Raw genomic sequence first — 17,671 nt, 5'->3', positions numbered from 1 at the left:
CATGTACTGCGCAGAGATGGGACTGGCCGACTGCCGCGACACCTACCGGCCCGCCGAATACCGGATCAAATGGGCGGCGCTTCCGTGGGAAATCGACGAAGCATACAAGCTGCGCCGGGCGGTGTTCTGCATCGAGCAGGGGATCTTCGCCGGCGACGATCGCGACGATATCGATCGCCACGCGCAACTGCTGGTCGCAGTCAGCTGCTGCGCGGGGCTGCCCGAGCAGGTGGTCGGCACGGTGCGGATTCATGAAACCGTGCCCGGAACCTGGATGGGCTCGCGGCTGGCGGTGCATCCGGCGTTTCGCAGGCAGGGCAGGATCGGCTCGATGCTGATCGCACTTGCCGTCAGCAGCGCGCATGCCGAAGGTTGCCGGACCTTCGTCGCACACGTGCAATCGCAGAACGTGCCGCTGTTTCGTCGGCTTCACTGGGATGCGCTCGGCGAAGAAACGTTGTTCGGACATCCTCATCAACTGATGCAGGCCCGGCTGGCGCACTATCCGCCGTGCGGCACGCCGTTCGAGGGTTTCGTCCTGCGCTCGGAGGTGCGGCAATGAGTGTCGACGGTCGCATCGCAACGCTGCGCGCAAGTCGCGGCTTCCAGCACAAGCACGACATCTCCGGCGTGGTCGCATCGCTCGCAGCGGCATTGCCGAACGGCGAGCGGGATCTCGCGCAGGCGGTGGCACTCGGCGACGACTGCGCGGCGATTCCCGACGCGGACGGTTACCTGCTGTTTGCGATCGAGGGCATGGTCGGCGATTTCGTCAAGTCGATGCCGTGGTTCGCGGGGTACAGCGGCGTGATGGCGAACGTCAGCGACGTCTACGCGATGGGCGGGCGGCCGATCGCCGTCGTCGATGCATTGTGGAGCGACGGAATCGACGCCGCGCGGCCGGTGCTCGCCGGGATGGCCGCGGCTGCGTCGGCGTATGGCGTGCCGATCGTCGGCGGCCACAGCAACGCGCGCAGCGCGCAGGGGCAACTGGCCGTATCGATCCTGGGCCGGGCCCGCGCGCTGCTGTCGAGCTTCAGCGCGCGGCCGGGCGATCGCCTGATGATGGCGGTCGACCTGCGTGGCGCATTCGAGGATCCGTATCCGTTCTGGAATGCGTCGGTCGGCGCGCCGCCGGCCCGGCTGCGCGGCGATCTCGAGATCCTGCCGGCGTTGGCCGAAGACGGGCTGTGCGATGCCGCGAAGGATATCTCGATGGCGGGCGTGCTCGGTACGGCGCTGATGCTCGTCGAATGCTCGCGCGTCGGCGCGCGCATCGAACTCGACGCGATCCCGCGTCCGCCCGGCGTCGATTTCGATCGCTGGCTGACGGCCTTTCCGAGCTACGGGTTCCTGATGTCGGTCCGGCCGGCGCATGCCGACGCGATCGTGGAGCGCTTCGCGGCGCGCGGGCTCGCGTGCGCCGTGATCGGCGATATCGACGCAACGCGCGAGGTCGTCGTCGAAGAGGCGGGCGAAACGGCGGTGCTATGGGATTTCGGGATCGAGCCGTTTATGACCGGCGGCGGAGGTGTCCGATGAGTGGCGATGCGTTGCGCATCGCGCTGCTGACCCATTCGGTGAATCCGCGCGGCGGTGTCGTGCACGCACTTGAACTCGCCAGTGCGCTGCACGAAGCGGGAAGCGACGTCACCGTGTTCGCGCCGGCCGCGCCGGGCGAGGCGATGTTCCGCGATGTCCCGTGCCGCGTCGTGCTGGCGCGCGTCGATGGCCGCCCTGGCAGCATCGCGGAAATGGTGTCCGCGCGGATTGCCGCGATCAGGCGCGCGTTGCTGGAGCACGAGGCGGGCGGGTTCGACGTTCTGCATGCACAGGACAGCATCACGGGCAATGCGCTGGCCGAGTTGCGGCAGGCAGGCGCAATAGACGGCTTCGTACGGACCGTGCATCACCTCGACGTATTCGACGACCCGCAGCTCGAGCGCTGGCAGGAACGTGCGTGGCGCGCGGCGGACCAGGTGCTGTGCGTGAGCGCCGTGTGGGCGGCCACGATGCGCAAGACGTTCGGGGTCGACGCAAGCGTGGTGCCCAACGGCGTGGACGTCGCCCGGTTCGCTCGTGCGGACCAGGCCGACATGCAGGCGGTGCGGCAGCGGTACGGCCTGCACGGCGGCCCGATTGTCCTGGCGATCGGCGGGATCGAGGAGCGGAAAAACTCGATCGCGTTGCTCGAGGCATTCGCCCGATTGCGCGGCACGATGCCCGATGCACGGCTCGTGATCGCGGGCGGCGCGAGCCTGCTCGATCACGACGCATACGCACGCCGCTTCGTCGCGCGCGCCGCTGCCCTCGGGCTGGGGATCGGCGTCGACGAACCCGTCGTGTCGACGGGGCCGCTCGACGACGCGGCGCTGGTCGCGCTGATGCATTGTGCCGGCGTGGTGTCGATGGTGTCGGTCCGAGAGGGATTCGGTCTGGTCGTGCTCGAGGGGCTTGCTTGCGGAAAGCCCGTCGTCGTGTCCGAAATCGAACCCTTTACCGAGTATCTGGACGAGCACGCGTGTGTGTGGGCCGATCCCGGCGATGTGGATTCGATCGCCGACGCGCTGCGCGACGCGCTCTCGGGACGGCGTGTTCCCGATTTCGTACATGCCGTTCCCGCAGTGCTGAACCGCTACTCATGGGAAGCGAGTGCGCGAAGGCATCTGGATATCTACCGGACCCGGCTGGCGCAGCGTGCGCGAGCCGTGTCCACTGAATGAGGAGGAATCATGCCGGTCATGCATTTTCGGGTTCGTTGGCCCGATCAGTCGGAAACAAATTGCTATTCGCCTTCGACCGTCGTTTCGGAATTCTTCACGCCCGAGACGCAGTACGCGCTCGACGACTTCGTCGAGCGAGCCCGACGCGCGCTGGGTATCGCGTCCGATCGCGTCCGCGAGAAATACGGATTCGCGTGCTCGGCCGCGATGGACGAGCTGGCACGGATCGAAGCGAACGCGGAACGATTCGCGCCGCAGGGCGACGCGACCGTGACCGTCATCGAACTCGTTTGAGGCGTAAGGCACGCAGGAATCCACTGTCTTCTTCAACACACATTCAGGACTGCATCATGTCAAGCGAACCCGTTGTTTCATCCAGCCTCCCGGATTCCGATTCCCATCTGCGCGTAGCCGTCATCGGCGGCGGGCAGGCGGGGTTGTCGATCAGCTACTACCTGAAGCAGGCAGGTATCGATCATCTCGTATTCGAAAAGGAGACCGTGACGCATACGTGGCGCAAGCAGCGCTGGGACGCGTTCTGTCTCGTGACGCCGAACTGGCAGTGCGCGCTGCCGGGCTATCCGTATCGCGGTGCCGATCCGCACGGCTTCATGACGAAGGACGAGATCGTCGAGTATCTCGACGGATTCATCCGTAGCGTCGATGCACCGGTGCTGGAACATACGGCCGTCGAGCGTGTGACGCGCGACGCGGACGGGCGCTATCGCATCGCGACGTCGCGCGGCGCGTACACGGCGGATCAGGTCGTCGTTGCATCGGGCGGCTACCATCGGCCGATCGTGCCGCGGATGGCCGAGCGGTTGCCGGCAACGATCGTGCAGATCCAGTCGTCGGAATACCGGAATCCGGCCGCATTGCCGGACGGGCCGGTTCTCGTGGTCGGATCGGGGCAGTCGGGCGCGCAGATTGCGGAAGACCTCCACCTCGCCGGGAGAAAGGTGTTCCTCGCGGTGGGCGATGCACCGCGCTGTGCGCGTTTCTACCGGGGCAGGGACGTCGTCGACTGGCTGGCCGACATGCAGTACTACGACATGCCGGTCGATGCGCATCCGCTGCGCGAAGGCGTGCGCGACAATACCAACCACTATGTGACCGGCCGCGATGGCGGGCGCGATATCGATCTGCGCCGCTTTGCGGCCGAAGGGATGGAACTGTACGGCCGGCTGGAGGATTTCGCGGGCGGGCAGTTGCGCTTCTCCGCGGATCTGTCGGCGCAGCTCGACAGCGCCGACGATACGTACAACCGGATCAATGCCGGCATCGATGCCCATATCGAGAAGAACGGGATCGCGGCGCCGCCGGCGACGCGCTACGAGCCCGTGTGGCGTCCGGCCGGCGAGCGCACGGCGCTCGATCTCGCGGCCAGCGGCATCGCATCGGTCGTCTGGTGCATCGGCTTCACTCCGGATTTCAGCTGGCTGGATGCGCCGGTATTCAACGGCCGCGGTTATCCTGCGCACCGGCGCGGCGTGACGCCGGTTCCGGGGCTCTACTTCGTCGGGCTGCCCTGGCTATATACGTGGGGTTCCGGGCGATTCTCCGGGGTGGCGCGCGATGCCGCCCATATCGTCGACCAGATCCAGGCCGGGACGACGGCCGCGCGGCGCTCGGCCGAAAGCCTGGCCGCCTGACGCCGATGCATACCGCCATCCATCGCTATCGGGCCGGCATGCCGCAACTCGCGCACACGGGGCTCGCGGAGAACTGGCTGCTCAAGGAGTGCGGGCAGCGTCACTGGGACGCGCTGGCCGCGCACGGCGGCCGCGACGTCCCCGAGTTCTTCGACGACGAGGGGCGGCGTGCCTATGCGTCGTTCGTTGCGGTGCACGTCGACATGAACCGCCATCACGCGATTCGCGAGAACGACACGTTCGCGCTTCATGTCGCGCTTCGCAGGGTCGGCCCGATTCGCCATTTCAGCGAGCAGCGGATCCGGCACGGCGACGACGAAGCCGGTATCGTGCGGATGATGTCGACGTTCGTGACGCGCGAACACGCCGGCAGCAACCGCTCGGTGGCGAAGGCGCGCATGACCGGCATCGACGGCCGCACCGGACCGGTCCCGGCCGATGCGCTGGCGATGGCGGAACGTGCGAAGAAGTTGCGCGTGCGGGATGCGTCGATCGTGCCGGCGCTCGCCGGCCTCGCGGAGGGCGACGGCGCAAGCGTCTCGTTTCTGCCGTGCCCGAACATGGATTTCAATGGCGCGGACCTGCTTTACTTCGCCAGCTTCCAGGCATTCGTCGACCGCGCGGAATGGCAGCATTACCGCTTCGAGCAGGCACCCGTGCTGGCGGCGCGTCAACTGTACTTTCATGGAAATCTCGACATCGGCGATTCGTTGACCGTGCGTTTCGCGCGTGCTCGATCCGATGCGGATGGCCTGTTGCACTGGAGCGAAATCGTGCGCGACGGCGACGGGACGAAGATTGCCGATGTGATCACGCAAAAGCGCCGGAGTCGGGCATGAACGAAGCGGCATGCATGGAGCCGGGCACCGGCGTGGAGAACGTCGCGCGGAACGATCGAGGCGCGCGCGCGGTGCCGCTGCGGAAACTCTACACGCGCAGCGATCTCGACGCCGTCGCGCATCTCGACGGCATGCCCGGCGCGTGGCCCTATGTGCGCGGGCCGTACGCGTCGATGTATACCGATCGCCCGTGGACGATCCGGCAATACACGGGGCATGCCGACGCCGCGGATTCCAATCTCGCGTTTCGCACGGCACTCGAGCAAGGCGCGCAGGGGTTGTCCGTGGCATTCGACCTGGCAACGCAGCGGGGCTACGACTCGGACTGCGCCGAGGCGCGGGCCGACGTCGGCGTGGCCGGCGTCGCGATCGATACGGTCGAGGACATGGTGCGGCTGTTCGACGGCATTGCGCTCGACGCCACGACCGTGTCGATGACGATGAATGGCGCGGTCCTGCCGATCATGGCGGCGTTCGTCGTGGCCGCCGAGGAGCAGGGCGTGCCGCCCGAGCGGATCGGCGGGACGATTCAGAACGACATCCTGAAGGAGTACATGGTCCGCAACACGTGGATCTTCGAGCCGGAGCCGTCGATGCGGATCGTTGCCGACGTCGCGTTGTGGCTCGCGCGGCATGCACCGCGCTTCAATGCGCTGTCGGTGTCGGGATATCACTTCCAGGAAGCCGGCGCCGATGCCGTGCTCGAGCTCGCGCTGACGCTGTCGAACGCGCGCGCGTACGTCGACACGCTGGCCGCACGCGGCATGCCTGCCGATGAAGCCTGCTCCCGTTTGAGCTTTTTCTTCGGCGTCGGCAGCGATTTCTATACGGAAATCGCCAAGCTGCGCGCGGCGCGCCTGCTGTGGGCGGAGATCGCACACGCGTGCGGCGCGCGTTCGCCCCGGGCGTGCGCACTGCGCATGCATTGCCAGACGTCGGGCTGGTCGTTGACGGCACAGGAGCCGGAAAACAACATCGTTCGCGTGACGGCGCAGGCGATGGCCGCGGCGTTCGGCGGCACGCAGTCGCTGCACACGAATGCGTACGATGAAGCGCTTGCACTGCCTTCCGCGGCGGCGGCCCGCCTCGCGCGCAATACGCAGCTGATTCTGCAGCATGAAACGGGACTGTGCGACACGGTCGATCCGTGGGCCGGCTCGTACATGATGGAGTCGCTGACGGACGACATCGCGACACGCGTGCGCGCCGAGCTGGCCGCCATCGACGCGCAGGGCGGCGTGATCGCCGCGATCGAGTCCGGCTGGGTCAAGCGGCGCTTGCTGCGCGCCGCGGCCGCGACGCAGGCGCAGGTCGATTCGGGGCGCCGGACCGTGGTTGGCGTGAACCGTTTCGTCGCGGACGAAACGACTGGCGAATTCATGGTGTGCGAGATCGACGGCCGTCATGTGCGTGCCGGGCAGGCGCGGCGAATCGCAGCCGTCAAGGCCGCGCGCGATCCGGCGCGGGTTGCGACGGCGTTGCAGCGGCTGGCCGATGCCGCGCGCGACGGCACCGGAAACCTGCTGGCACTGGCGATCGACTGCATGCGGGCACGTGCGACCGTCGGGGAGTGTACGCGCGCGCTGGAATCGGTATGGCCGCGGCATGTCGTGGCGGTGGAAGCGGACGGCGAAGGCGTCTACGGCGAACATCGGCGAGACGACGCTGCATGGCAGGCGGCGAAGGGCTGCGTCGACCGGCTGGCGAAACGCGTGGGACGCAGGCCGCGCATCATGATCGCCAAGCTCGGCCAGGACGGGCACGACCGCGGTGCGGCCGTCGTCGCAACTGCGCTCGAGGACGCCGGATTCGACGTCCTGCGCCTGCCGCTGTTTCAGCAGCCGGCATGTGTGGCGGCAGCTGCGCAGGCGTATGGCGCCGACATCGTGGGCATTTCGTCGTTGTCGGGTGCCCACCTCGAACTGGTCGAGGGGCTACTCCACGCACTGACGTCGTATGACGCCGCGATTCAGGTGGTGTTGGGCGGAATCTTTCCCGTGGCGGATGCGCGACACCTGAAGATGAAGGGTGTCGCGGCGACGTTCGGGCCCGGCGCACCGATCGACGCTATCGCCGAAGCGCTGTGCGCATGTATCGAGCGGGCTCGGTGTGGACACCTGGCGGCGAGCGCCAGCTGACGCTTTCTCGTGCGCCGCAACAAGTCCGCGATGGAATGCGTGCGCGATTTCGGCGCGCAACTGCACACGGTATTGCTCGCCGGCGTCGTATGCGCGAGCAGCGATCTTTATCACCACAGCAGATAAACGTATCCGAATCGCTTCGTTGACGCACGCCGGCACGCCCTCGTAGATTCGCGTTTTGACCGAATCAGGGCCATGCCGTGACGACTACCGCCATCCGCGACGCCGCGACGCTATCCGCTGGACATCCTGCCTTGCGGCCTGACGGCGCGGCGCAGCATTTCGACATCGTGCCGTTCGACGCGCCGCTCGGCGCCGAAGTGATCGGCCTCGACCTGTCGCAACCGCTCGACGCCGGCGACTTCGCGCGCATCCATCGCGCGCATCTCGATCACCACGTGCTGGTGTTTCGCGACCAGCGCATCACGCCGGACGAGCACATCGCGTTCAGCCGCCGCTTCGGCCCGCTGCAGATTCACGTGCTGCACCAGTTCGCGCTGGCCGGCCACCCGGAAGTGCTGATCGTGTCGAACATCGTCGAGAACGGCAAACCGGTCGGGCTCGGCGATGCCGGCCATTTCTGGCACTCCGACCTGTCGTACAAGGAAAAACCGAGCCTCGGCTCGCTGCTGCACGCGCAGGAACTGCCGGCGGAAGGCGGCGATACGCTGTTCGCGAACATGCATCTCGCGTGGGACACGCTGCCCGCGCACCTGCGCCGCGCGGTCGACGGGCGGCGCGCCGAGCATACGTATCTCGCCCGCTATGCGGAACTGCAGGCGCGCAGCCGGTGGCGGCCCAACCTGTCGCCCGAGCAGATCGCGCAGGTCGCGGCGGTCGTTCATCCGGTCGTGCGTACCCATCCTGAAACCGGCCGAAAGGCACTGTTCGTCAGCGAGCATTTCACGACGCGCATCGTCGGCTTGCCCGACGACGAAAGCCGCGCACTGCTCGACGAACTGTTCGCGCACAGCGTGCGCGCCGAGCACCTGTATCGGCACGCATGGCGCGACCACGACCTCGTGTTCTGGGACAACCGTTCGCTGATGCATCTCGCCGCCGGCACGCCCGACCACCTGCGCCGCAAGCTGTACCGCACGACGATCGAGGGCGACGCGCCTTTCTGAGCCGCGCGCCGCGTCATTCATTCCTGCCCCATCCTGACCGGAGTTCCGATGTCGTTTTCGTTCTTGCCGGCGCGTCGCGCGCTGGCGGCCACGCTCACCGCCGCGCTCGCCTTCGCGGGTGCGGTCATCCCGCAAGCCGCGCACGCGGAAGGCCGCATCCGCATCGCCGAGCAGTTCGGCGTCGTCTACCTGATGCTGAACGTCGCGCGCGACCAGCAACTGATCGAGAAGGAAGGGCGCAAGGCTGGCCTCGACATCAAGGTCGACTGGGTGCGACTGTCGGGCGGCGCGGCCGTGAACGACGCGCTGCTGTCCGGCGCGGTCGACGTCGCGGGCGCGGGCGTCGGTCCGCTCTTGACCGTGTGGGATCGCACGCGCGGCCGGCAGAACGTGAAGGGTGTCGCGTCGCTCGGCAATTTTCCGTACTACCTCGTGAGCAGCAACCCCAACGTGAAGACGATCGCCGACCTGAGCGCGAAGGACCGCATTGCGGTGCCGGCGGTCGGCGTGTCGGTGCAGTCGCGCGTGCTGCAGTACGCGGCCGCGAAGCAGTGGGGCGACAAGCAGTTCGACAAGCTCGACGCGCTGACGCAGGCGATTCCGCATCCGGACGCGACGGCCGCGATTCTCGCGAACAGCAACGTGATTACCGGTCACTTCGGCAATCCGCCGTTCCAGGAGCAGGAACTCGCCGGCAACCCGAACGCGCACATCGTGCTGAATTCGTATGACGTGCTCGGCGGCCCGAGTTCCGCGACGGTGCTGTACGCGACCGAGAAATTCCGCGACGACAACCCGAAGACCTATCGTGCGTTCGTCGCCGCACTGGCCGACGCCGCACGGCAGATCGCGGCCGATCCGGAGCGCGCGGCCGACACCTATATTCGCGTGAACGGTTCGAAGATCGATCGCGCGCTGCTGCTGAAGATCCTGCGCAATCCGCAGGTGCAGTTCAAGACCGCGCCGCAGAATACGCTGCCGCTTGCGCAGTTCATGCATCGCACCGGCGCGATCCGCAACGAACCGAAGTCGTGGCGCGATTATTTCTTCGACGATCCGGCGACGGCCGGCGGCAGTTGAACGGCGCCGATGCTGTGACGCCGCGATCGACGCTTATGCGTCGGCGCGGTTTCGATATGCGCAATCGATGGTTGGTCCACACGGTGCCCGGCCGTATGTTGATGCTTTTCCCGCAAGAGATTCGATCGTGAACGCCACTTCTCCCCGAACCTGGTTGCCGCCGTATGCGGCACGTGGCGGCGCGTCGCCGGCCACGTCTGCCGTGCCCGATACGCGTGCCGACGATCGCCCGGCCGCGAACGCCGCGCAGGCCGCCACGCACAGCGAACGCCTGCTGGCGATCGACCAGGTCAGCCTCGAATACCGCAGCGGCGCGCGGATCGTTCGCGCGACGCATCAGGTGAGCTTCGACGTGTACGGCAGCGACCGCTTCGTGCTGCTCGGCCCGTCGGGGTGCGGGAAGTCGACGTTGCTGAAGGCGATCGCCGGCTTCATCGAGCCCGTCTCGGGTTCGATCGCGCTCGACGGCCGGCCCGTAAGCGGGCCGGGGCCCGACCGCATCGTCGTGTTCCAGGAGTTCGATCAGTTGCCGCCGTGGAAGACGGTCGCCGAGAACGTCGCGTTTCCGTTGCGCGTCGCCGCGAAGCTGTCGCGCGCGGAAGCACGCGAGCGCGCGCTGCACTATCTCGACAAGGTCGGCCTCGGCACGTTTGCCGATGCCTATCCGCATACGCTGTCGGGCGGCATGAAGCAGCGCGTCGCGATTGCGAGGGCGCTGGCGATGCAGCCGCGCGTGCTGCTGATGGACGAGCCGTTCGCGGCGCTCGATGCGCTCACGCGCCGCAAGATGCAGGAGGAACTGCTGCGGCTGTGGGACGAGTTCCGCTTCACGCTGCTGTTCGTCACGCACTCGATCGAGGAGGCGCTCGTGGTCGGCAACCGGATTCTGCTGCTGTCGCCGCATCCGGGCCGCGTGCGCGCGGAGCTCAACAGCCACGAGCATTCGCTCGACAACGTCGATACCGGCGACTTCCGCGACAACGTCGCCCGGATTCACCGCCTGCTGTTCGACACCGACACACCGCACGTACCGACGACCGAGGACGCCGCATCATGAGTACGATCGATCCGGCCCTGCCGCCGCGGCCGCCCGTGCGCGACGAATACACGCGCACGCTCGACGCGCTGCCCGACGCCGAACGCGCGGCGCCCGCGCCGCTGCTGCGCCGCATCGCCGGCGCAGCGTGGTTTCGCCGCAGCGTCATCGCGCTCGTGCTGATCGCCGTCTGGGAGATCGTCGCGCGCATCGTCGCGAACGATCTGCTCGTCCCGACCTTCGGCGCGACGCTGGCTGCGTTCGTGCAGGGCATCGAGTCGGGCGAACTGCTCGTCAAGACGGGCATCTCGATGTCGGTTCTGCTACGCGGCTATGCGCTGGGCGTGCTGCTGGCGTTCGCGCTGACGTCGCTCGCGGTATCGACGCGCATCGGCCGCGATCTGCTGACGATGCTCACGTCGATGTTCAATCCGCTGCCGTCCATTGCGTTGTTGCCGATCGCGCTGCTGTGGTTCGGGCTCGGCACCGGAAGCCTGCTGTTCGTGCTCGTGCATGCGGTGCTGTGGCCGCTCGCGCTGAGCATGTATACCGGCTTCGCCGGCGTACCCGTCACGCTGAAAATGGCCGGACGCAACTACGGGCTCACCGGCCTGCGCCAGATCGCGCTGATCCTCGTGCCTGCCGCGCTGCCGTCGATCCTGTCGGGGCTGCGCGTCGGCTGGGCATTCGCGTGGCGCACGCTGATCGCGGCCGAGCTCGTGTTCGGCGCGAGCGCGGGGCAAGGCGGGCTCGGCTGGTACATCTTCCAGAACCGCAACGAGCTGTACACGGATCGCGTGTTCGCGGGCCTCGCGGCCGTCATCGTGATCGGGCTGCTGGTCGAGAACCTCGTGTTCGATACGCTCGAACGCGCGACCGTGCGGCGCTGGGGCATTCAGCACTGACGCGTCGGGACGCGGTCAGTCCCGGCCCATGCGTGACGTAAGCTGAAATCGGCTTTTCACGCGGGGGCGGGTGGGTTCCAATCCTTGCGGACGGCACGTCACGTGCGCGGCGTGACGGATACCGCGTCGCGCGCTGCCGCGACGTGCCCCGATCCACCGGAACAGGGGCCTGCCGAATGACTGCCCGTGATGCGGTCGATCCGCGCGACGCATGGCGCGACGCGCGCGGGTGCACTGCTCGATGCGGCGGCAAGCGGAGCGAGACGGGTCACAGCTTGCCCGGCCTCGGGTCGGGCACGAAGCCGTCGCGGTTCGGCATCTTCACGCGCGGCAGCGTGCGCGCGTCGAGCCGGGCGTCGCCGGGCACGATGCCGTTCAGGTGGAGAACGTACGCAGTGACCGCATAGACGTCGTCAGCGCTCAGCGATTGCGGCGCGTTGTACGGCATCGCACGGCGAATGTAGTCGAACAGCGTCGTCGCGTACGGCCAGTAGCTGCCGACCGTCTTTTTGGGCTTCGCGCTCGCGAGCGAGCCGATGCCGCCGACGAGCGGATCGCCGACACCGCCTTCGCCGCCGGCGCCGTGACACATCGCGCATTTGTCGGCGAACACGTGGCCGCCGCGTGCGACCGTGCCCGCGCCGGGTGGCAGGCCGGTGCCGTCCGGGGCGACGTCGATGTCCCACGCGGCGAGCGCCGCGCGATCGACTGGCTGTCCGAGGCCGAAGCCGGCGCCGAACGCGCCCGACGTTATCGCGCAGCCCGCCAGCAGGCAAACGAACACCTTACGCATTGCGCACCTCGCCGTCCGTGCCGACACGCCAGTTCTGAATGCCGTTGTAGTGGTACTGCGAGTTCAGGCCGCGCGCGGCGACGAGCGCGTCGCGGGTCGGCTGCACGTAGCCGGTTTCGTCGGTCGCCCGGCTTTGCAGGTCGGCCGGCTCGCCGCGCCATATCCAGTCGGCCTCGAAGCGCGTCAATGCGCGGTCGCGTACGTCGCCGGCGAGCCGTGCCGGCCGCCACGTGCGACCGCCGTCGGTCGACACGTCGACGGCGCGAATTCGGCCACGGCCCGACCACGCGTAGCCGCTGACCGGGTAATACCCGTGCGCGGCGAGCCGGTGCCCGGCCGATGGCCGCGTGATGACCGACTTCGCGTCCATCTCGAACACGAACTGGCGCGCGCAGCCGTCGGGCAGCAGATTCGTATATTTCGACGTTTCCTCGCGCGTCATCTCCGGCGCGCGCACCAGTTTCAGCCGTCGCAGCCACTTGATGTTCGTATTGCCTTCGAAACCCGGCACGATCAGCCGCACCGGGTAGCCGTTCTCCGGGCGCAGCCGTTCGCCGTTCTGCGCATAGACGACCAGCGCGCGCTCGAGGATCCGGTCGAGCGGCAGGCTGCGCGTCATCGCCGCGCCGTCCGCGCCTTCGGCGAGCAGCCAGCGTGCGTCGGCATCGACGCCCGTTTCATCGAGCAGCGTCGACAGCCGGACGCCGGTCCATTCGCAGCACGACAGCAACCCGTGCGTGAACTGAACGGGCAGCCCGCTCGGGCCGTTCCATTCGCTGCCCGTGTTGCCCGAGCATTCGAGGAAGTGGATCCGCGATTCGGACGGAAAACGCAGCAGGTCGTCGATCGTGAAGACGCGCGGCTCGCGCACGAGGCCGTGCACGACGACGCGATGGCGCTGCGCATCGATATCCGGCACGCCCGCGTGATGACGCTCGTAGACGAGCCCGTTCGGCGTGATGTCGCCGAACAGGTCGGCGAGCGGCGTCATCGACGAGCCGGAGCCGGGCAGCGCGGGCGTGCGGGCGCTGCGACGGATCACGTCGCGCTCGTGCGGCCCCGGCGCGCCGTACGGTGGCGACAGCAGCGGCGCACCGGGTGCGCGTGTCCACGGAGGCACGTCGAGCGGCTGGCTCGCGAGCGCGCCGCCGGTGGGCAGCATCGCGGCCGCCCAGCCGCCGGCGAGCTGGCGCAGCGCCGCGCGCCGGCCGGAGCGCGGTGCTCGGGGAGGAAAACGGGAATCGGTCATGGTCGAGCGCGTGTAGCACGCGGGAGCCGCGCGGGGAAACGATGATTTTCGGCAACCGGGCACGGCGCGGCAAACAACGATTCCCGCTTTGCTTATCGCGACTATTTCGCGGGAGTACAACGCATGGCCGGTCGAAGCGCTGAGTTCAGACGAAACGCTCTCCGCCTCGATGCTCGCCAACAATGCCGCCTGCCGAACCCGGCGTGATGTTATCCGGGGCGCCAACCAAAAAAACTTGACGTTGAGAGCACATGCTCCTATTCTTCGTCTCAAGGGAGCATATGCTCTCACTTTCGAACGGAGCGAAACGATGAACGAGCCTGAGATTCTTGTGAGCGGTGCAACCGGACGCACCGGCGGTATGGCGATCGACGAACTGCTCAAGATGAACAAACGCGTACGTGCCTACGTGCGCACCGATGACGATCGGGCGGCCGCCCTGAGGCAGCGCGGCGTCGATGTCGCGATCGGCGACTTCACCGGCATCGACGACATTCGGGCAGCGATGGAAGGCATCCGATCGGCGTATTTCCTTCATCCGATCGCGCCGGGGATCATCGGGGCCGCAGCCTATTTCGCACAGGCGGCAAAGGAAGCGGGGGTCACGGCAATCGTCAACATGTCGCAGATTTCCGCGCGTCGGGCGTCGCTGAGCCACGCGGCACAGGATCACTGGGTCTCCGAGCAGGTCTTCGATTGGTCGGGCGTCGCGACGACGCATTTGCGCCCGACCTTCTTTGCCGACTGGCTCGTCTATCCGCATTTTGCGCGGGAGATATGGGCCACGAAGAAGATCGAATTTCCGTTTGGCAACGGCCGTCACGCGCCCATCGCCAGCGACGACCAGGGACGCGTGATCGCCCACCTCCTCGCCAAACCCGAAGGCCACGAGGGCAAGACCTACACGTTGCACGGCCCCGTCGAGATGAACCACGTCGAGATCGCAGAGGCGATGAGCGAGGTTCTCGGCGCCCGGATCGAATACGCGCCGACTTCCATCGAGGAATTCCGGATCAAGATGGAGACCCTTTACAAGTTTCCGCCGTTCCTCACGCAGCATCTGGTCGAAGTCGCGCAGAACTACCGAGACGGCATCTTCTCGGGCACCAACGACGCCGTCGAGAAGATCACCGGAACGCCGCCGCTGTCGGTCCAGCAGTTCGTCGAGAAATATCGGGCCGCATTCGTGTGAACACGTCCCTGAAACGAATCGAGGGGTTTGAACATGTCACCCATCCAGCCTGATCGTCACCCGTTTCTCGATGATCTGACGGCCGATGCCGAACTGGTCAGCTCGGTGTTGCGCACGCCCGTGACCGGGCGCGACGAAATCCGGCTCGCCGTCGACGCCGTCGGGACTTTTTACGTCTCGCAGACGCCCACGTTTGTTCAGGCCGTCGGCTCACGGCTCTTTCTCGAATACGAGGCCGTACTGACGAGCGGCGAGACGCTGAGCGCGGTCGTGGTCGTCGATCGCAATGCCGACGGCTCGGTGCCGCGAGTCAGCGTGCGAATGAGCCCGCTTGGCGCCGTACTGACGCTCGCGACCCATCTGCGTGAGTCGCTTTCGAAGCAGTTGCCGGAGCACGTCTTTCTTTGAGCCAGGCACCCGCGTGCTCGTGGCGGGCGTCGACACGCCCCCGGCACGCGGCTTTTGAAACAGGAGCTTGTCATGGATATCAAGAACGCCACCGTCTTCATCACCGGTGCCAATCGCGGCCTGGGCCTCGCTTTTGCACGCGAGGCGCTGCGGCGCGGGGCGGCGAAAGTGTACGCCGGTATGCGCAACACGAGCGGTTTCGACGAGCCGGGCATCGTGCCGGTCAGGATCGATGTCACGGATCCGGCGTCGATCGCCGAGGCCGCGAAACGGGCGGCCGACACGACCCTGCTGATCAACAACGCGGGCATTGCCGCGCTGATCGACGGGCCTTTGGCGGCCGACGTGCAAGCGCAGTCCGCCCGCTTGTTCGATACCAACTACTACGGCGTGGTGCGCGTCACGCAGGCCTTCGAACAGATCCTCGCGGCCCAGCCGCATGCCGCGATCATCAACGTGCTTTCCGACATCGTGTGGCTCCCGCGGCCGAATCTGACGCCGTATGCCGCGTCGAAAGCCGCCGCCTGGAGCTACACGAACCAGCTTCGCTTTCACCTGCGCGAGCGCGGCATCCAGGTTCTCGGCTTGCACGTCGGGTTCGTGGATACCGATCTGACCAACGGCATCGACGTGCCCAAGGCCAGTCCCGGTGACGTCGTACGACGGACCTACGACGCGCTCGCCGCCGGCAAGAGCGAGGTCATGGCCGACGAGGGGACCGCGGTGCTGAAGAGCACGCTTGCGGCCGAGATACCCGGCTACATCACGCCGCCGGCCGGGCTTTGAACACCGCGGTCGACACGAGCCGGATTCGGCGGCGAGACACGAGGTGCGCGGATCGTGTGCCAGCGTTGTCGCTCCCGGCTATCATCGATGGATACGACCATACCTTTGCGCGACGCGTGCGTAGCGTTCGCGCAAGGAACCGAAATCAGGAGTGCACCCGATGTTGCCCGTCAACCAGCCGCTTGGCATCGATCAATGCAACTGCTTCACCGTAAGGAAGGCGAGCAGGCAGATCACCCGACTCTACGATAGTCATCTCGAGCCCTCGGGCTTGCGCATCACGCAATTCCTCACGCTGGCCGCCCTGCGCGAAGTGGGAAGTACGCCGGTCAACGCCCTTGCCGAACGGCTCGATATCGAACGAACGGCGATGGGGAAGATGGTTGGCTTCCTGGAGCGCGACGGCTTCGTCACGATCAAGCCGTCGCCCACCGACGGCCGCAGCCGCCTCGTCGAACTCACCGAGGAGGGACGGCGCCTGCACGAAAGAGCCTCCCCGCTCTGGCAGGAAGCGCAACGGGAGTTCGAGCAACTGAACGGTGTGGCCAATGTGACGGCCTTGCGAGAAGGGTTGAGAGGAGTGCAGATCGGCGACGTGTCGATGCGCTCGTCGCAAGACTGAGTAGTCATTCGACGACGGGCGATGAAATCCGCTGTCGTTATCGCTGGCCGGCATCGCGCAGCAGCCCGAGGCGCACGAGGCTTTCGGCCGTGGCGACAATGGCGTCCTCGCGCGGGCGGGGCGACCAGCCGAGCAAGCTGATGGCCTTCTGGCTGGTGGCGTTCAGGTTGCGGCCGAGCAACGGCAGCGATCCTCGCAGCGCAGGATCCCTGAGTGCGCCGATGCGCACCAGCCAGTCGGGCAGCACCCGGGTGGACACATGGCGCGCGGCATCCCCCATGCGCGCCTTGAGCACCTGCGCGACTTCGGCGAGCCACATGCTTTCGCCGGCAATGGCAATGAAGCGCTCTCCGTTCGCGGCGTCGTGGGTCATCGCCCGCACATGCAGGTCGGCAACGTCGCGCACGTCGACGAAGCCGGAATTGATGCGCGGATTGCCGGGCTGGCCGTTCAGCATGCCCCTGATCAGGCGGATGGAGTGCGAATAGTCGTCGCCGAGCACGGGCCCGACAACCGTCACCGGGTTGATCGCGGACAGTTGCATGCCGCGTCCTTCTCGCGCGATGAAGTCCCACGCCGCGCGTTCCGACAACGTCTTCGACTTCTGATAAGGCCAGACATCGGCGGCCGTCAGGTTGCTCCAGTCGGTTTCGTCGAAGGGGCGGCTCATTGGCCCGTGTCCGGCGCAGATCGCACCGAAAGCGGAGGTCAGCACGACGCGCTGGACACCCGCGTCCCGCGCCGCACGCAGCACGCGCAGCGTGCCTGCCACGGCGGGCTTGACCCAATCGTCTTCACTCGTCTGCGTGCCGGTGGGCGTGGGCGACGCGCCATGCACGACGTAGGCGCAGCCGGCGGTTGCCTGTTGCCAGCTGTCGTCGGCGAGGAGATCCGCCTCGACGAATGACAGGCGATCTCCGGGTTCTGCGCCGCCTCTTTCGAGCTGGGCGCGCACCTGCGTCTCGCGTGCGAGCGAGCGGACGGTGGTTCGTACCTGATAGCCGCGATGCAGCAGCGCCAGGATGCAGTGTTGTGCAATGAAGCCGGTGCCGCCCGTTACGAGAACCGATTCGAGGCTGGATGTGCTGTTCATGTCGTTGAATGTCAGGGACGAAGAA

General features: G+C 67.0%; 18 protein-coding genes. 15 read left to right on the top strand and 3 right to left on the bottom strand.

Features of this window, described 5'->3' with window-relative positions; genetic code table 11:
* The first annotated feature begins 1 nt into the window (after position 1).
* The 11 genes from ABY44_RS22760 (at position 2) to ABY44_RS22710 (ending at position 11,503) form a co-directional block, all read left to right on the top strand.
* Positions 2 to 562, top strand: coding sequence for an MSMEG_0567/Sll0786 family nitrogen starvation N-acetyltransferase (locus tag ABY44_RS22760; RefSeq protein WP_060173454.1), 561 nt, complete (start codon positions 2 to 4; stop codon positions 560 to 562).
* Positions 559 to 1,542 carry a sll0787 family AIR synthase-like protein gene (locus tag ABY44_RS22755; RefSeq protein ID WP_060173453.1) on the top strand — a complete coding sequence of 328 codons (984 nt, stop codon included), beginning with the start codon at positions 559 to 561 and terminating at the stop codon, positions 1,540 to 1,542. Before ABY44_RS22760 ends, ABY44_RS22755 begins: the two co-directional genes overlap by 4 nt.
* Complete coding sequence (locus ABY44_RS22750) at positions 1,539 to 2,723, top strand: MSMEG_0565 family glycosyltransferase (protein WP_060173452.1); 1,185 nt, start codon at positions 1,539 to 1,541, stop codon at positions 2,721 to 2,723. Before ABY44_RS22755 ends, ABY44_RS22750 begins: the two co-directional genes overlap by 4 nt.
* 9 nt (positions 2,724 to 2,732) lie before the next feature.
* Positions 2,733 to 3,017 (top strand): MSMEG_0570 family nitrogen starvation response protein, encoded by a 285-nt coding sequence (locus tag ABY44_RS22745; protein ID WP_021156903.1) that lies wholly within the window; start codon positions 2,733 to 2,735, stop codon positions 3,015 to 3,017.
* A gap of 56 nt (positions 3,018 to 3,073) precedes the next feature.
* A complete protein-coding gene (locus ABY44_RS22740) occupies positions 3,074 to 4,375 on the top strand; it encodes an MSMEG_0569 family flavin-dependent oxidoreductase (protein WP_059496970.1) in 1,302 nt (433 codons plus the stop codon).
* A gap of 5 nt (positions 4,376 to 4,380) precedes the next feature.
* Complete coding sequence (locus ABY44_RS22735; RefSeq protein WP_060173451.1) at positions 4,381 to 5,214, top strand: Pnap_2097 family protein; 834 nt, start codon at positions 4,381 to 4,383, stop codon at positions 5,212 to 5,214.
* Positions 5,211 to 7,352 carry a methylmalonyl-CoA mutase gene (gene scpA, locus ABY44_RS22730; protein ID WP_060173450.1) on the top strand — a complete coding sequence of 714 codons (2,142 nt, stop codon included), beginning with the start codon at positions 5,211 to 5,213 and terminating at the stop codon, positions 7,350 to 7,352. Before ABY44_RS22735 ends, scpA begins: the two co-directional genes overlap by 4 nt.
* Before the next feature lie 203 nt (positions 7,353 to 7,555).
* On the top strand, positions 7,556 to 8,482 hold the full coding sequence (locus ABY44_RS22725) for a TauD/TfdA dioxygenase family protein (RefSeq protein ID WP_060173449.1): 927 nt from the start codon (positions 7,556 to 7,558) through the stop codon (positions 8,480 to 8,482).
* Between the two features lie 48 nt (positions 8,483 to 8,530).
* Complete coding sequence (locus ABY44_RS22720; RefSeq protein ID WP_059575161.1) at positions 8,531 to 9,562, top strand: ABC transporter substrate-binding protein; 1,032 nt, start codon at positions 8,531 to 8,533, stop codon at positions 9,560 to 9,562.
* Between the two features lie 67 nt (positions 9,563 to 9,629).
* Positions 9,630 to 10,619 carry an ABC transporter ATP-binding protein gene (locus ABY44_RS22715; RefSeq protein WP_060173448.1) on the top strand — a complete coding sequence of 330 codons (990 nt, stop codon included), beginning with the start codon at positions 9,630 to 9,632 and terminating at the stop codon, positions 10,617 to 10,619.
* Positions 10,616 to 11,503: an ABC transporter permease gene (locus ABY44_RS22710; RefSeq protein ID WP_027789310.1), complete on the top strand. Its 888-nt coding sequence runs from the start codon at positions 10,616 to 10,618 to the stop codon at positions 11,501 to 11,503. The genes ABY44_RS22715 and ABY44_RS22710 overlap by 4 nt, the downstream gene beginning before the upstream one ends.
* A gap of 268 nt (positions 11,504 to 11,771) precedes the next feature.
* Here the strand turns inward: ABY44_RS22710 and ABY44_RS22705 are convergent, their stop codons facing one another.
* On the bottom strand, positions 11,772 to 12,296 hold the full coding sequence (locus ABY44_RS22705; protein WP_060173447.1) for a c-type cytochrome: 525 nt from the start codon (positions 12,294 to 12,296) through the stop codon (positions 11,772 to 11,774).
* Positions 12,289 to 13,545: a sulfite dehydrogenase gene (soxC, locus tag ABY44_RS22700; RefSeq protein ID WP_060173446.1), complete on the bottom strand. Its 1,257-nt coding sequence runs from the start codon at positions 13,543 to 13,545 to the stop codon at positions 12,289 to 12,291. Before soxC ends, ABY44_RS22705 begins: the two co-directional genes overlap by 8 nt.
* Before the next feature lie 310 nt (positions 13,546 to 13,855).
* Here soxC and ABY44_RS22695 point away from each other — a divergent pair, with 310 nt between their 5' ends.
* The 4 genes from ABY44_RS22695 to ABY44_RS22680 all read left to right on the top strand — a co-directional run bounded on the left by ABY44_RS22695 (position 13,856) and on the right by ABY44_RS22680 (position 16,553).
* Positions 13,856 to 14,737, top strand: coding sequence for an NmrA family NAD(P)-binding protein (locus tag ABY44_RS22695; RefSeq protein WP_060173445.1), 882 nt, complete (start codon positions 13,856 to 13,858; stop codon positions 14,735 to 14,737).
* Positions 14,738 to 14,770: 33 nt separating this feature from the next.
* A complete protein-coding gene (locus tag ABY44_RS22690) occupies positions 14,771 to 15,145 on the top strand; it encodes a hypothetical protein (protein WP_027789306.1) in 375 nt (124 codons plus the stop codon).
* 72 nt (positions 15,146 to 15,217) lie between these two features.
* Positions 15,218 to 15,931 carry an SDR family oxidoreductase gene (locus ABY44_RS22685; RefSeq protein WP_059697495.1) on the top strand — a complete coding sequence of 238 codons (714 nt, stop codon included), beginning with the start codon at positions 15,218 to 15,220 and terminating at the stop codon, positions 15,929 to 15,931.
* Between the two features lie 160 nt (positions 15,932 to 16,091).
* Positions 16,092 to 16,553, top strand: coding sequence for a MarR family winged helix-turn-helix transcriptional regulator (locus ABY44_RS22680; RefSeq protein ID WP_060085489.1), 462 nt, complete (start codon positions 16,092 to 16,094; stop codon positions 16,551 to 16,553).
* Between the two features lie 37 nt (positions 16,554 to 16,590).
* Here ABY44_RS22680 and ABY44_RS22675 read toward each other — a convergent pair whose 3' ends face one another.
* Entirely contained in the window at positions 16,591 to 17,646 is a 1,056-nt protein-coding gene (locus ABY44_RS22675) for an SDR family oxidoreductase (protein WP_060173444.1), read from the bottom strand.
* Positions 17,647 to 17,671 lie beyond the last annotated feature (25 nt).

The organism is Burkholderia sp. ZZQ-2, assembly GCF_050768715.1.
GTDB classification, from domain to species: domain Bacteria; phylum Pseudomonadota; class Gammaproteobacteria; order Burkholderiales; family Burkholderiaceae; genus Burkholderia; species Burkholderia cepacia.
This window is presented reverse-complemented; position numbering and strand designations above follow the sequence as displayed.